Source organism: Roseicella aerolata (assembly GCF_020523605.1).
Taxonomy (GTDB): Bacteria; Pseudomonadota; Alphaproteobacteria; order Acetobacterales; family Acetobacteraceae; genus Paracraurococcus; species Paracraurococcus aerolatus.
In genome coordinates this window covers 39,434-53,342 of the sequence record NZ_JAJAQI010000032.1, presented here as the reverse complement: position 1 = coordinate 53,342, position 13,909 = coordinate 39,434, and the positions used below count along the sequence as shown (strand labels likewise).

The following is a 13,909-nucleotide window of genomic DNA, read 5'->3' as shown; positions in this document are numbered from 1 at the left end:
GCCCCACGCTCCATGCCAAGGAGCGGGAACCGGGCCCTGCCGGAGACGGCAGTCCCGGGCAGGCAGCAATGAGTAACTCAAAAGTGATCGAGTTTCGGGCTCGATATCGGCCGGTTTAAGCCGTGGCCGGAAATTTTTCGCTGGCGTTTTGCTGCGCCGCACCACCATGTTGCACCGCAACATCGTCGCAGCGAGGTGCATCGTGAAGATCAACCTGCACGTCCCTGGTCTACAGGCCGACGCGACCCTGCCCCAGGCCATCCTGCCCATGCTGGCCGGCCTCATCCTGATCGCGGCCCTGGCCTTCCTGCCCGGCCCGGCGCTGTTCCTGGCCGGGCTGACCGGCGCGGTCATCCTGGCCATCGGCCTGGCCGAGCTCCGCCGGCATGGCGGGCCGGAGCTTCCCTGCCTGCCTCCGGCGCGCGAGCGCTGAGCACCCCGGCCGGGCTGTCGCCCGGCCAGGAAGGCCCCGCTCAGACCTCGCCCCAGACCTCGCGCGCCACCTCGACGCAAAGGCGCAGCTTCGCCCATTGCTGCTCGACCGTCAGCAGGTTGCCTTCCTCGGTCGAGGCGAAGCCGCATTGCGGGCTGATGGCGAGCTGATCGAGCGGGGCGTATTTCGCCGCCTCCTCGATCCGGCGCTTGAGGTCGTCCTTGCTCTCGAGCTCACCGGTCTTGGAGGTGACTAGGCCGAGCACGACTGTCTTGCCCTTCGGCAGGAAGCGCAGCGGGGCAAAGCTGCCGGCGCGTTCCGTATCATACTCCATGAAGTAGGCATCGACATTGATGCCGTTGAACAGCACCTCCGCCACCGGGTCGTAGCCGCCCGAGGCGATGTGCATGGAACGGAAATTGCCGCGGCAGAGATGCATGGACACGACCATGTCGCCCGGCCTTCCCGCGATCGCGGTATTGATGAGCTGCGCATAGGTCTCGAGCAGCCCCTCCACCTGCTCGCCGCGGTTCTTCAGCTGCGCGAGCTGCTCCGGGTCGCAGAGATAGGCGATGTTCACTTCATCGAGCTGCAGGTAGCGGCAGCCGGCCTGCGCGAAATCCTGCACCGCCGCGGCATAGGCGGCGCCGAGATCGGCGAAGAAGCCCGCCATCTCCGGATAGGTGTGGGTGTCCACGGCACGGCGCCCGCCGCGGAAATGCAGCACGGAGGGCGATGGGATGGTCTGCTTCGGCACCGCCCCGCCGGCATTGGCGGCAACGAAGCGGAGATCCTCGACGAAGGGGTGCCCCTTATAGCGGATGGGCCCCGTCACCTTCAGGCCATAGGCCTTGGTCTGGCCGCCCTTGAACTGGATGCCCCGGTCGGCCTCGTACATCTCGACGCCGCCCAGCTTCGCCAGGAAGTCGAAATGCCAGAAGGCGCGGCGGTACTCGCCATCCGTCACCGCCTTCAGGCCGACGGCCTTCTGCTCCTCGATGGCGGCCCTGATCGCCGCGTCCTCGATCGCGCGCAGGTCCGGCGCCTTGGCGGCCCGCGCCTCCCGCAGCGGGACCGGGCGCAGCAGGCTGCCGACATGATCGGCGCGGAAGGGGGGCTTGCCATTGGGCACGACGTCTCTCCTCACGAATGACTCAAGCCGAGATGGCGCTCCGCCACCTCCGGCGCGGCGAGCAGCGCCTCGCTCCCGCCCGCATGGATGATCCGGCCGCGTTCCAGGATGACGGCGCGGTCGGTGATGGGCAGCACGAGCCTTGCATGCTGCTCCACGATCACGGCCGCAAGCCCTTCCTCCCGGACCATGCTCCGGATGGCGGCCAGCAGCCCCTGCACGATCACCGGCGCGAGGCCCTCCAGCGGCTCATCCAGCAGGACGAGGCGCGGGTTCAGCATCAGGGCGCGGCCCATGGCCAGCATCTGCTGCTCCCCACCCGAAAGGGCGCTGCCGAGGTTGCGGCGGCGCTCCTCAAGGCGTGGGAAGAGGCCCATCACGCGCTTGAGCGTCCAAGGGCCGGGCCGGGCGACGGCGGTCAGGTTCTCCTCGACGGTCAGGGAGCGGAAGATGTTCCGCTCCTGCGGCACCCAGCCGAGGCCGAGGGCGGCGCGCCGCTCGCTCGGCAGGCGGGCGATGTCCCGGCCGGCGAAGCGGAGGGAGCCGGCACGCAGCCGCGGCCCGGCGCCCATGACGGTGGTGATCAGCGTGGTCTTGCCGGTGCCGTTGCGGCCGAGCAGCGCCACCGCCTCGCCGGGCGCGACGGTGAGGGAGATGTCGTGCAGCACCACCGCCTCGCCATGGCCGGCGGTGACGCCTTCGAGGGCGAGCAGCGGCTCAGCCATGGGTGGCCTCGCCGAGATAGACCTCCCGCACCCGCGCATCACGGGCGATCGCCTCCGGCGCCCCCTCGGCCAGCACGGCGCCCTGGGCCAGGACCGTGATGCGCTCGGCGAAGCGGAAGACCAGGTCCATGTCGTGCTCGATCAGCAGGACGGTGACGTCGCGCGGCAGGGCGGCGACCGCTTCCAGCACCGCGCGGCTCTCGCCCGGCGGGACCCCGGCGGCGGGCTCGTCCAGCAGCAGGACCCGGGGCTTCAAGGCGAGGGCCAGCGCGATCTCGAGCAGGCGCTGGCGGCCATAGGCGAGGCTGCGGGTCCCGGCGCGCATCTCCGCCGGCGTGAAGCGCAGGCTGTCGAGCAGCGCGCGGGCCTCGGCCAGCACGGCGCCATGGGCGGCAACGGGGCGCCACCAGCGGGTGGTCAGGCCCTCGCGCTCCAGCAGCGCCAGCGTCACCGCCTCCTCCGGACTCAAATCCGGGAAGAGCTGGTTGATCTGGAAGGTGCGGACCAGGCTGCGCTTGACCCGGGCATGTTGCGGCAGGGCGGTGACGTCTTCGCCACCCAGCCGCACCCGCCCGGCGGAGGGGCGCAGCGCCCCGGTCAGCAGGTTGACGAGCGTGGTCTTGCCGGCGCCGTTCGGGCCGATGACGGCATGGCGCGCGCCCTGCGCCAGCGCGAGCGTGACATCCGCCACGGCGCGGAAGCCGCCGAAATCACGGGTCAGCCCCTCGGTCGCGAGCGCCGCCATCATGCGCGCCACCGCCGCAGCGCCGCGGCGCCGAGTCCCAGCAGCCCGCCACGGCCGGCGAGCGCGAGAGCCACCAGCGCCAAGCCGATCCAGAACTGCCAGAAGAGCGGGCTCATCTCGCTCAGCACATGGTGCGCGAAGGTGAAGGCCGCGGCGCCGATCATGGCGCCGTAGAGCGCGCCGAGCCCGCCCAGGACCAGCATCAGCAGCCCCTCCGCCGAGCGCTGGAAGGACAGCACGTCGAGCGAGACGAATTGCGTGGTCTGCGCCAGCAGCGCGCCGGCCACGCCGGCATAGGCGGCAGCCAGGGCATAGACCGCGACCAGCCGCGCCCGCACCGGCGTCCCCAGCGCCGGCATGCGCCGCGCATTGCCGCGGATGCCGCGCAGCGCGAGGCCGAAGGGCGCGGCGGTGATGAGGCGCGCCAGCAGGAAGAGGAGGAACAGCACGGCCAGGCTGTAGAAGAAGGCGGTGTGGCCATAGAGGTCGAAGCGGAACAGGCCGAAGATGGGCCAGATCTCGACGCCGAGCAGACCATCCGCCCCGCCGGTAAGGCCCGGCAGCTTGTTCGCCGCCTCCCCCAGCATCAGGCTGAGCCCCAGAGTGACCATCAGCGCCGGCAGGTCGCCGCCCCGCAGCACCAGGGGCGCCGTGAGGAGCCCGAGCAGCGCGGAGAGCACCGCCGCCAGCAGCAGGCCGGACAATGGCTCCCCCCAGCCCTGCTGCGCCAGGATGCCCGCCGCATAGGCGCCGAGGCCGAAGAAGGCGGCATGCCCGAGGGTCAGCACGCCCGCATAGCCCACCAGCAGGTCGAGCGAGAGGACGAAGAGCGCGCCGATCGCGATCTGGCTCAGCAACGGGAGCTGGTCCGGCAGCAGCCAGTAGCTGGCCAGCGCCAGCAGCCAGAAGCCGGCTTCCAGGGCCAGCCTCATCGCGCCGCCGCCTTCGCCAGCAGCCCCTGTGGCCGCAGGATCAGCAGCACGACCATGGCGGTGTAGATGGCGAAGGCCCCAAGCTGCGGCACGTAGTACTTGCCCGCCACATCCACCACGCCGAGCAGGAGCGCGGCGAGGAAGGGCCCGAGGACGGTATTCGCCCCCCCCACCGCCACGACGATGAGGAAATAGACCATGTATTTCAGCGGAAAGGTCGGATCGAGGCCGAGCACCTCCACCCCCAGCGCGCCGCCGAGGCCGGCAAGGCCCGAGCCCAGGGCGAAGGTCACGGCAAACAGCCGCTCCACCGGAATGCCGAGGCCGCGCGCCACCACCGCATCATCCACCGCCGCCCGCAGCCGGCTGCCGAAGCGCGTGCGCACCAGGCCGAGATGCAGCGCCAGCACGATGATGCCGCACAGCGCGATCAGGAACAGCCGGTAGACGCCGATCCCGACGAAGCCGAGCTCGACCCGCCCGCTGAGCCAGGCCGGCAGCGTGATCAATTGCTGCCGCGCGCCCATGAGCCAGTCCACCGCCGCGCCGGCGATGAAGACGAGGCCGATGGAGAACAGCACCTGGTCCAGATGGTCCCGGCCATAGAGCCGGCGATACAGCAGCCTCTCCAGCACCAGCCCGAGCACCGCGGCGAAGACCGCCGCCGCCAGCAGGCAGAGCGGAAAGGGCAGGCCATGGCGGTTCAGCAGCACCACGCAGACATAGCCGCCGGCCATGCCGAAGGCGCCATGCGCGAGGTTGACGAAATTCATCAGCCCGAGCGTCACGGACAAGCCGACCGCCAGCACGAAGAGCAGCATGCCGGAGGCGATGCCGTCGACGAGGACGGTCAGCATGACGAGGGCTCGCCGCAGGGGGGACGCTGTCCCCCCTGCACCCCCCTGCCAAGGGCCACAAGGCCCTTGGAACCCATGAGTAATCGCCGGAGGAGGGACCCCTGCTGGGGGTCCCTCCTCCGGCGATAAACCCACACCGGGGTCCGGGGACCGGTGCGGTCCCCGGCGGGGGTCCAGGGGGCAGAGCCCCCTGGCGGCGTCCGGACCACGCGACCGCTCACGTCCCCGGGTCGCGCACTTGCGGCAGCCGGTCGAACTCGATGTTCCAGAACTGGCCGCCCCGTTCCTCGACCCGGCGGATATAGACATCCTGCACGATGTCGCGGGTATTGGCGTCGATGGTGACCGGGCCGCGCGGGCTGGTCCAGGACCTGCCCTTCATGGCGTTGAGCAGCGCCTCGCCCTCTCCCGCACCGTTCGTCGCCTTCAGTCCCTCGGCGATCAGGTGCATGCCGTCCCAGCCGCCGACCGACATGAAGTTCGGCCGCATGTTCGGATGGGCCGCGGTGAAGGCGGCGACATAGGCCTTGTTCTCCGCGCTGTCATGCGCCGCGGAATAATGGTGGCTGGTGACGGCGCCGAGCGCCGGCCGGCCCATGTCGTTCAGGATATCGTCATCCACCACATCGCCGGTGCCGATCAGGCGCACCCCCGCCTCCGGCAGGCCGCGCTCGGCGAATTGCTTCATGACCGCCGCGCCCTCGCCCGAAGGGACGAAGATGAACAGCGCCTGCGGCTTCGCGTCCCGCACGCGCTGCAGGAAGGGCGCGTAGTCCGGGTTGCGCAGCGGCGTGCGCAGTTCCAGCGGGATCTGCCCGCCGCCGGCCGTGAAGCGCTCCTTGAACACCCGCTCCGCATCCAGGCCGGGGGCGAAATCGGTCACCAGCGTTGCCGCGTTGCGGATGCCGTCCTTCAGCGCCCATTCGGCGATGGGCGCCGTCACCTGCGGCAGGGTGAAGCTGGTGCGGAGGATATAGGGGCTGCGCTGGACGATGGCGCTGGTGGCCGCTGCCATGACCACCATCGGCACCTTGGCTTCGGTCGCGACCGGCGCGGCGGCGAAGGCAAGCGGCGTCAGGCCGAAGCCGGCCAGCGCCCGCACCTTTTCACGCACCACCAGTTCCTGCGCCAGGCGGCGCGTCACCTCGGGTGCCGTGCCGGTATCGTCGCGCACCAGAAGTTCGACGCGCCGCCCGCCGAAGCTCTCGCCATTCTGCCGGAGGTAGAGGCGCACCGCCGCCTCGACCTGCCGCCCGGTGGAAGCAAAGGGGCCGGTCAGCGGCAGGATCAGGCCGATGCGCGCCGCCGAGCCCTGGGCATGCGCCCCCGGCGCCAGGGCCGGCGCAGCCAGGGTTGCGGCACCCGTCGCCAGGATGCCGCGTCGCGAGACTCGTCCGAGCATGGGTCCATCCCCCCAGGTGGTTGCCGGCTGTTTTGCCGGAGCCGGCACAAAGGGCAAGCCCTCAACTCGGTTATATCCGGCGCAGGACCTGCTGACGCATGTCCTGGCTTGAACGCCGGCGGGCCTCGGCTTCGCGCGCCCGACCCGCTCCGCAGGCCGCAGGCCGGGACGTCAGGAGCAACGCATTGTTCGTCGGCGCGGCGAAGCGACCGGGCCAATGCCGCCTCTGCCCGGTCCTGGCATGGCTCCTGCACGCCATCCGCCACCTGCCGAGGAGAGCGCCCATGCCCCGCACCGTCCAGCTTGCCGCCCGCCCCGAGCCAATCAGCGTGGCGCCGGAGGAGACGGCGCTGATCGTGGTCGACATGCAGCACGCCTACTGCTCGAAGGGCGGCTACATCGACCTCTGCGGCTTCGACATCTCCGGCGCGCCGCCGGTGATCGAGGAATGCGCGCGCGTCATCGCCGCCTGCCGCGCCGCCGGCATCCCGGTGATCTACCTGCAGAACGGCTTCTCACCGGACCAGCGGGAGGCGCCGCCGACCGCCCCGGTCTGGCACAAGTCCAATGCCCTGAAATTCATGCGAACGAACGAGGCCCATGCTGGCCGGCTGATCACCCACGGCACCTGGGACCACGAGATCCTGCCGGAACTGGCGCCCGAGCCCGGCGACATCGTCGTAGCGAAATCGCGCTACAGCGGCTTCGCGGGCACGGGCCTCGAGCAGATCCTGCAGGCCCGGCGCGTGCGGACGCTGCTCGTCATCGGCGTCGCCACCAATGTCTGCGTGGAGAGCACGATCCGCGACGCCTACCACCGGGAATTCTTCCCGGTGATGGTCGCGGACGCCACCATGGCCGCCGGGCCGGGGGCGCAGGCGGCAACCGAGTTCAACGTGGCGCAGTTCTTTGGCTGGGTGACCAGCGGGGCGGAGCTGCGGGCGGCGCTGGGAACGAACGAGACGGCATGAAAAAAGGGGCGCCGCGTCGCCGCGGCGCCCCCCTTTCCGGAAACCAGTCAGGCTACTTCTGCAGGGCCTGCACGATCTCCTGCGTCACCTTCTTCGCGTCGCCGAACAGCATCATCGTGTTCGGGCGGAAGAACAGCTCGTTGTCCACGCCGGCATAGCCGCTGGCCATGCCGCGCTTGATGAAGAACACGGTCTTGGCGCGCTCCACATCCAGGATCGGCATGCCGTAGATGGCGCTGGTCTTGTCCGTCTTGGCCGCCGGGTTGGTCACGTCATTGGCGCCGATGACGAAGGCGACATCGGCTTCGGCGAATTCGGGATTGATCTCCTCGAGCTCCTTCACGTCCTCGTAGGGGACATTCGCCTCGGCCAGCAGCACGTTCATATGGCCCGGCATGCGGCCGGCGACCGGGTGGATGGCGTATTCCACCGTGGCGCCTTCCTTCTTCAGCAGGTCGCCCATCTCCCGCAGCACCTGCTGCGCCTGCGCCACCGCCATGCCGTAGCCCGGCACGACGATGATCTTGGAGGCGTTCTTCATGATGAAGGCCGCGTCCTCCGGGCTGCCGGACTTGACCGGGCCGCGATCGCCGCCCGCGCCGGCCGCCGCGCCCGCCGCGCTGGTATCCGTGCCGAAGCCGCCCAGCAGCACGTTGATGATGCTGCGGTTCATGCCCTTGCACATGATGTAGGACAGGATGGCGCCCGAGGCACCGACCAGCGCGCCCGTCACGATCAGCAGCAGGTTGCCGATGGTGAAGCCGATGCCCGCCGCCGCCCAGCCCGAATAGCTGTTCAGCATGGAGACGACCACGGGCATGTCCGCGCCGCCGATCGGGATGATCAGCAGGAAGCCCAGCGCGAAGGAGAGCAGCGCGATCAGCCAGAACAGCGCCTGGCTGCCGGTCGCGACGAAGGCGATGACCAGCACCAGCAGCAGCACGCCGAGCCCGGCGTTCAGCATGTGCTGGCCCTTGAAGATGATCGGCGCGCCGGACATCCGGCCATCCAGCTTGGCGAAGGCGATGACCGAGCCGGAGAAGGTGATGGCGCCGATGGCCAGGCCGAGCGACATCTCGACCAGCGAGGAGCCGTGGATGTTCCCGCGCGTGCCGATGCCGAAGCTCTCGGGGCTGTAGAAGGCGGCCGCCGCGACGAAGACCGCCGCCATGCCGACCAGGGAGTGGAAGGCCGCGACCAGCTGCGGCAGCGCCGTCATCTGGATGCGGTTGGCCACCACCGCGCCGACGCCGCCGCCGAGGGCGAGGCCGACCAGGATCAGCACGACGCCAGCGGGGTCCATGCCCGGCCGGAACAGCGTCGCCAGGATGGCGATCGCCATGCCGACCATGCCGTAGAGATTGCCCTGGCGGGAGGTGGTCGGGTGGGACAGCCCGCGCAGCGCCAGGATGAAGAGGACCGCCGCGACCAGATAGGCGAGAGTGGAGATCGTCGCCATGGCGTCAGGCCTTCTTCTTCGACTGGAACATCGCCAGCATCCGGCGGGTCACCAGGAAGCCACCGAAGATATTCACGGCAGCCAGCGTCACGGCCAGGAAGCCGAAGATCCGCGCCACCCAGTTGTCGGCGGTGCCGGCGGCCAGGATGGCGCCGACCACGATGACGGAGGAGATGGCGTTGGTAACGCCCATCAGCGGGCTGTGCAGCGCAGGCGTGACGTTCCAGACGACGTAGTAGCCGACGAAGCAGGCCAGCAGGAAAATCGTCAGCAGGAAGAGGAAGGGGTCGGCCGCGGCGGCGCCGTGCTGAATGGCGGGCACCACCTGGGTCTCGGCGAGGATGCGCGCCTGCTGCGCAAGCTCGAGCGCACGCTGCGCCGTCGCGCTGGCCTGGTTGGCCAGATCGGTGGGATTCATGGATGCGTCTCCTCAGGCGGCCTTGGCGGGGGCGAAGCTCGGATGCACGACGGAGCCGCCGCGGGTCAGCAGCACGCCCTTCACGATCTCGTCCTCGGCCGGCAGCTTCGGCGCCTTTGCCTCCTTGTCCCAGAAGGTGGTCAGGAAGGTCAGCAGGTTGCGCGCGAAAAGCGAGGAGGAGGCGCCGGCGATGCGGCCCGGCCAATTGTGGTAGCCGAGGATCTTCACGCCATTCTCGGTGGTGACCAGTTCGCCGGGCTTCGTCAGGGCCACATTGCCGCCGGCATCGGCGGCAATGTCCACGATGACCGAGCCGGGCTTCATGGAACGGACCATCTCCGCCGTCACCAGGGTCGGCGCCTTGCGGCCCTGCACCAGGGCGGTGGTGACGACGATATCCTGCTTGGCGATATGCGCCGCCACGACCTTGGCCTGCTCGGCGTAGAACTCGGCCGAGAGCTGCTTGGCATAGCCGCCGGCGGTCTGGGCCTGCTTGCTCTCCTCGCTCTCATAGCCGACGAAGGCGGCGCCGAGGGACTTGATCTCCTCCTTCGCCGCGGGACGGACATCGGTCGCGGAGACCCGGCCGCCGAGGCGGCGGCCCGTCGCGATGGCCTGCAGGCCGGCCACGCCCGCGCCCATGACGAAGACATTGGCGGCCGAGATGGTGCCCGCCGCGGTCATCAGCATGGGGAAGGCACGGTCATAGGCGGCGGCGGCCTCGACCACGGCGCGGTAGCCGGCGAGATTCGCCTGGGAGGAGAGGATGTCCATGCTCTGCGCGCGGGTGATGCGCGGCAGCAGTTCCATCGCCCCTGCCTCGATGCCGGCCTTGGCATAGGCATTCGCCTGCGCCTCATCGGCCTGAAGCTGGCCGAGCAGCAGGGCGCCGCGCGGGATCAGCGAGAGTTCATCGACCGCCCCCTCCCCGGCGGCGAGCGGCGCCCGGATCTTGAGGACGATGCCGGCGCCCTTGAGCGCGGCAGCGGCATCCCGCGCGATCTCGGCGCCGGCCGCGGCATACTCCGCGTCCGGAATGCCGGAAGCGAGGCCGGCGCCGGCCTCCACGGCAACGGTGCAGCCCAGACCGATGAATTTCTTGGCGGTTTCCGGTGTGGCCGCGACACGAGTCTCGGCCGGCCGGCGCTCCTTCAGGACAGCCAGACGCATACGGGTTCCCCTCTTCCGCCCGATAGATGCGGCGATGCGCGATGGCCGGCAACCCCGCAGGTCTGGCCCATGCGCCTCGCGCTCATACAAAGCGCGCGAAAGCTTGACCATGGGGCTCGGGCAGAACCGGCAGGAGGGGGCGGCATGCCCGGATCATGGGCAGAACGGGGCACGACCTGCCGCGACGGCTCGTTGTGTGGTCAGGTGGGCACTTTATCACGCAGCCGGCGGAGGTGGCACCGATCTGCGATGACCGGCCACTCTTCGGCCCGCCCGGCGCCGCTGGCATCCATCGCCCCGTCCGGACGGGCCCGGGGCCGGAGGGCGTTCCAGGAGCGGCATCGCGGCCTCGCGTCCGGATGCCGCTCCCTCACCGCGTCACGCCGCCGGCGCCGGCACCCCCGCCGCGGCCAGGGCCTGGGCCTGCCGCTCCGCCACGGCCTGTTCGGACAGGTCCTCGATCATCTCCATGAACAGCCGGTGCCAGTTCATCTCGGTCCGCAGCCGCAGGAAGACGCTGCCGAGGCCGATCGCCGCCCGGTCCATCAGCGGGAATTCGCGCGGGACCTTCACCCCGCCCGTCCGCTTCAGCCCCTCATGCACCTGCTGGGCGACCTTGCGGCCATAGGACATGTCGTCCGAGTACTGGATCGGCCGCACCTTGTCCTGCACCAGCGGCTCATAGAGGAAGGCGGCCCAGAGGTTCAGGACCGCCATGGTCTCCTTGGACAGGTTGCGGAAGCCCCAGATCCGGTAGGCCTCGGCCGCCTTCTCGTCGTCATGGTCCCGCACAGCCTCGAACAGCAGGATGACGCCGCCGACGAAGCTCGGCGGGAAGACGCGGATGGTGCCGAAGTCGAAGAGGTTGATGCCCTGCCGGTCCGGCCGCGCCTGGTAGTTGCCCAAGTGCGGGTCGCCATGGATGACGCCGTAGCGGTAGAAGGGCCGGTACCAGGCCCGGAACAGGCCCTCGGCATAGGCCTGCCGCTCCTCCTGCGGCGGGTTCTCCTCCAGCCGCCGGATCAGCGGCTGGCCCTCCAGCCAGGTCATGGTCAGCAGCCGGGTGGTGCAGTAGCCCTCGATCGGCCGCGGCACGGCGACATGCGGCTGGTCCGCCAGCATGAGGCCGTAGAGGCGCTGATGCGCCGCCTCCCGCAGGTAGTCCAGCTCCTCCCGCAGGCGGTCGCGCAGCTCCTGATAGACCTCCCCGTTGTCGAGCGAGCTGTCCATGCGCTGGTAGAGCTGCATGGCGAGCTTGAGCTGGCGGAGATCGGCCTCCACCACGCTCGGCATGTCCGGGTATTGCAGCTTGCAGGCGACCGGCGTGCCGTCCGGCAGGCGCGCCTTGTGGACCTGGCCGAGGGACGCCGCGGCCGCCGCCTCCCGGCCGAACTCGGAGAACCTGCTCTCCCAGCCCGGCCCGAGCTCCCCCTGCATCCGCCGGCGGACGAAGGGCCAGCCCATGGGCGGGGCATTGGCCTGCAGCGTGGCGAGCTGCTGGGCGTATTCCTCCGGCAGCGCGTCCGGCACGGTCGAGAGGAACTGCGCGACCTTCATCAGCGGGCCCTTCAGCCCGCCCAGGATCTGCTTCAGGTCCTCGGCATGCGCCCCCTTGTCGGTCTTGAGGCCGAGGAAGCGTTCCCCCGCGACGCGGGCGGCGATGCCGCCCACGGCGCCCGAGGTGCGGACCATCCGCCGCACCTCCCCGAACAGGGTGCTGTCGCGGTTGCGCTCGCTCATGCGGCCTTTTCCAGTTCGTCGATGAAGCCCGCGATGACATCGAGGCCCCGCTGCCAGAATTGCGGGTCCGTGGCATCCAGGCCGAAGGGCGCCAGCAGCTCCTTGTGGCGCAGCGTGCCGCCGGCCTTCAGCAGCTCCAGGTACTTCCCCTCGAAATCCGGCACCTTGCCGTCCCGGTAGACGCCGTAGAGCGCGTTCACCAGGCAGTCCCCGAAGGCATAGGCATAGACATAGAAGGGGCTGTGCACGAAATGCGGGATATAGGCCCAGTAGGTGCCGTAATCCTCGGTGAAGTCGAAGGCCGGGCCCAGGCTCTCCCGCTGCACCTGCATCCAGAGCGCGGCGATCTGCTCGGCCGAGAGCTCGCCCTTGCGGCGCTCGTCATGCAGCAGCGTCTCGAACCGGTAGAAGGCGATCTGCCGGACCACCGTGTTCAGCATGTCCTCGACCTTGGAGGCGAGCATGAGGCGCCGCCGCTTCGGATCGGTCTCGGCATCCAGCAGGCCACGGAAGGTCAGCATTTCCCCGAAGACGCTGGCGGTCTCGGCGAGCGTCAGCGGCGTGCCGCTCAGCAGGTAGCCCTGCTCCCCCGCCAGCACCTGATGGACGCCATGGCCCAGCTCATGGGCCAGGGTCATCACGTCCCGCGTCTTGCCGTGATAGTTCACCAGCAGATAGGGGTGGGCGGAGGGCACCGTCGGGTGGGCGAAGGCGCCGGACGCCTTGCCCGGGCGCAGCGCCGCGTCGATCCAGGGCTGCTCGAAGAAGCGCCCGCCGATCGCGGCCAGTTCGGGGCTGAAGGCGCGATAGCTGTCGAGCACCGTCCGCACCGCCTCCGGCCAGGGGATGCTGCGGTCCTGCTCCTCCGGCAGCGGGGCGTTGCGGTCCCAGTGCTGCAGCTTGTCCAGGCCCAGCCACTTCGCCTTCATGGCGTAGTAGCGGTGGGAGAGCCGCGGGTAGCTGGCCCGCACCGCGGTCACCAGCGCGTCCACCACCTCGTCCTCGACCATGTTGGCGCGGTTGCGCGCGCTGCCCGGCCGCGGATAGCGCCGCCAGGTGTCGAGGATCTCCTTGTCCTTGGCCAGGGTGTTGGTGATCAGCGAGAAGAGCCGGATGCGGCTGCCGAAGGCCTCCGACACGCCCTGCGCCGCCGCCTCCCGCACCGCCCTGTCGCGGTCGGAGAGCTTGTTGAGCGCCGCCGAGACGGTCACCTCCTCGATCTCCGTCCCTTTGGCGACCTTCACCGTCATGCCGGCGATGGTCTCGTCGAACAGGCGGTTCCAGGCGCTGCGGCCGGTCACCTCCTTCTCGTGCAGCAGCTTCTCCAGCTCGTCGGAGAGCTGGTGCGGCCGGAACACGCGCAGGTCCCGCAGCCAGGGCCGCCAGCGCGCGAGGGCGGGGCTGCCGGCGAGCTTCCGCTCCAGCTCCGCATCCTCCAGCCGGTTCAGCTCCAGCGTGAAAAACAGCAGATGCGAGGAGATGGCCGTCACCCGCTCCTGCAGGGTCTGGTAGAAGCGGCCATTGGCCGGATCCTGGGCGTCGCCGGCGAAGACGAGCTGGCCGTAGCTCATCGCCCGGCCCAGCACCTCCTCGATCCGTTCATACTCCGCGATCGCCGCGGCCAGCGCCTCGCCGGAGAGGCCGGCGAGCTTGCCGGCCAGCCGGGTGGCGAAGGCCTTGCCATCCGCCTCCGCCCGGTCGAGATCAGCGGCAAGCCGCGGATCCTCGGCCGAGGCATAGAGGTCGGAGAGGTCCCAGACCGGCAGCGGCGCGCCGCCGGGCGGGGCACCGGCATCGAGCGGCGAGCGGAGAACCGGGCGGAGGCCCGCAGCCGCAGCGAGATCCGCGGCGGCACGGGGCGGGGTCGGATTGGGCTCGGATCGGGTCACATCTCCCCATATAAGGCCGCGCGGGTCGCGGCCAAG

13 protein-coding genes are annotated in these 13,909 nt (G+C 70.1%); 2 read left to right on the top strand and 11 right to left on the bottom strand.

All coding sequences use genetic code 11. The features are described from left to right. Positions 1–166 precede the first annotated feature (166 nt). On the top strand, positions 167–433 hold the full coding sequence (locus tag LHA35_RS19140) for a hypothetical protein (RefSeq protein ID WP_226611069.1): 267 nt from the start codon (positions 167–169) through the stop codon (positions 431–433). Positions 434–473: 40 nt separating this feature from the next. On the opposite strand, the gene LHA35_RS19135 is transcribed toward LHA35_RS19140, so the two are convergent. The 6 genes from LHA35_RS19135 to LHA35_RS19110 all read right to left on the bottom strand — a co-directional run bounded on the left by LHA35_RS19135 (position 474) and on the right by LHA35_RS19110 (position 6,226). Continuing rightward, positions 474–1,565, bottom strand: a complete 1,092-nt coding sequence (locus LHA35_RS19135; RefSeq protein WP_226611067.1) for a 5-methyltetrahydropteroyltriglutamate--homocysteine S-methyltransferase — start codon at positions 1,563–1,565, stop codon at positions 474–476. 11 nt (positions 1,566–1,576) lie between these two features. Continuing rightward, positions 1,577–2,290, bottom strand: coding sequence for an ABC transporter ATP-binding protein (locus LHA35_RS19130; RefSeq protein ID WP_226611064.1), 714 nt, complete (start codon positions 2,288–2,290; stop codon positions 1,577–1,579). Further along, positions 2,283–3,038 (bottom strand): ABC transporter ATP-binding protein, encoded by a 756-nt coding sequence (locus tag LHA35_RS19125; RefSeq protein ID WP_226611060.1) that lies wholly within the window; start codon positions 3,036–3,038, stop codon positions 2,283–2,285. The genes LHA35_RS19130 and LHA35_RS19125 overlap by 8 nt, the downstream gene beginning before the upstream one ends. After that, entirely contained in the window at positions 3,035–3,967 is a 933-nt protein-coding gene (locus LHA35_RS19120; RefSeq protein WP_226611058.1) for a branched-chain amino acid ABC transporter permease, read from the bottom strand. The genes LHA35_RS19125 and LHA35_RS19120 overlap by 4 nt, the downstream gene beginning before the upstream one ends. Beyond that, entirely contained in the window at positions 3,964–4,824 is an 861-nt protein-coding gene (locus LHA35_RS19115; RefSeq protein ID WP_226611056.1) for a branched-chain amino acid ABC transporter permease, read from the bottom strand. Before LHA35_RS19115 ends, LHA35_RS19120 begins: the two co-directional genes overlap by 4 nt. Before the next feature lie 217 nt (positions 4,825–5,041). Beyond that, positions 5,042–6,226, bottom strand: coding sequence for an ABC transporter substrate-binding protein (locus tag LHA35_RS19110; RefSeq protein ID WP_226611053.1), 1,185 nt, complete (start codon positions 6,224–6,226; stop codon positions 5,042–5,044). Between the two features lie 284 nt (positions 6,227–6,510). Between LHA35_RS19110 and LHA35_RS19105 the strand changes: the two genes are divergently transcribed. Continuing rightward, positions 6,511–7,197, top strand: coding sequence for an isochorismatase family protein (locus LHA35_RS19105; protein ID WP_226611051.1), 687 nt, complete (start codon positions 6,511–6,513; stop codon positions 7,195–7,197). 52 nt (positions 7,198–7,249) lie between these two features. On the opposite strand, the gene LHA35_RS19100 is transcribed toward LHA35_RS19105, so the two are convergent. The 5 genes from LHA35_RS19100 to LHA35_RS19080 form a co-directional block, all read right to left on the bottom strand. After that, a complete protein-coding gene (locus LHA35_RS19100) occupies positions 7,250–8,656 on the bottom strand; it encodes an NAD(P)(+) transhydrogenase (Re/Si-specific) subunit beta (RefSeq protein WP_226611033.1) in 1,407 nt (468 codons plus the stop codon). Between the two features lie 4 nt (positions 8,657–8,660). After that, on the bottom strand, positions 8,661–9,074 hold the full coding sequence (locus tag LHA35_RS19095; RefSeq protein WP_226611031.1) for an NAD(P) transhydrogenase subunit alpha: 414 nt from the start codon (positions 9,072–9,074) through the stop codon (positions 8,661–8,663). Positions 9,075–9,086: 12 nt separating this feature from the next. Further along, a complete protein-coding gene (locus tag LHA35_RS19090) occupies positions 9,087–10,244 on the bottom strand; it encodes a Re/Si-specific NAD(P)(+) transhydrogenase subunit alpha (RefSeq protein ID WP_226611029.1) in 1,158 nt (385 codons plus the stop codon). A gap of 378 nt (positions 10,245–10,622) precedes the next feature. After that, positions 10,623–11,984 carry an ABC1 kinase family protein gene (locus LHA35_RS19085; protein ID WP_226611026.1) on the bottom strand — a complete coding sequence of 454 codons (1,362 nt, stop codon included), beginning with the start codon at positions 11,982–11,984 and terminating at the stop codon, positions 10,623–10,625. After that, entirely contained in the window at positions 11,981–13,873 is a 1,893-nt protein-coding gene (locus LHA35_RS19080; RefSeq protein WP_408902360.1) for a M3 family oligoendopeptidase, read from the bottom strand. Before LHA35_RS19080 ends, LHA35_RS19085 begins: the two co-directional genes overlap by 4 nt. Positions 13,874–13,909: the final 36 nt, after the last annotated feature.

Bases quoted from the DNA above. Each gene is read 5' to 3' on its own strand.
- LHA35_RS19140 (WP_226611069.1), top strand. From the start codon at position 167: ATGTTGCACCGCAACATCGTCGCAGCGAGGTGCATCGTGAAGATCAAC.
- LHA35_RS19130 (WP_226611064.1), bottom strand. From the start codon at position 2,290: ATGGCTGAGCCGCTGCTCGCCCTCGAAGGCGTCACCGCCGGCCATGGC.
- LHA35_RS19125 (WP_226611060.1), bottom strand. From the start codon at position 3,038: ATGATGGCGGCGCTCGCGACCGAGGGGCTGACCCGTGATTTCGGCGGC.
- LHA35_RS19120 (WP_226611058.1), bottom strand. From the start codon at position 3,967: ATGAGGCTGGCCCTGGAAGCCGGCTTCTGGCTGCTGGCGCTGGCCAGC.
- LHA35_RS19115 (WP_226611056.1), bottom strand. From the start codon at position 4,824: ATGCTGACCGTCCTCGTCGACGGCATCGCCTCCGGCATGCTGCTCTTC.
- LHA35_RS19110 (WP_226611053.1), bottom strand. From the start codon at position 6,226: ATGCTCGGACGAGTCTCGCGACGCGGCATCCTGGCGACGGGTGCCGCA.
- LHA35_RS19105 (WP_226611051.1), top strand. From the start codon at position 6,511: ATGCCCCGCACCGTCCAGCTTGCCGCCCGCCCCGAGCCAATCAGCGTG.
- LHA35_RS19100 (WP_226611033.1), bottom strand. From the start codon at position 8,656: ATGGCGACGATCTCCACTCTCGCCTATCTGGTCGCGGCGGTCCTCTTC.
- LHA35_RS19095 (WP_226611031.1), bottom strand. From the start codon at position 9,074: ATGAATCCCACCGATCTGGCCAACCAGGCCAGCGCGACGGCGCAGCGT.
- LHA35_RS19090 (WP_226611029.1), bottom strand. From the start codon at position 10,244: ATGCGTCTGGCTGTCCTGAAGGAGCGCCGGCCGGCCGAGACTCGTGTC.
- LHA35_RS19085 (WP_226611026.1), bottom strand. From the start codon at position 11,984: ATGAGCGAGCGCAACCGCGACAGCACCCTGTTCGGGGAGGTGCGGCGG.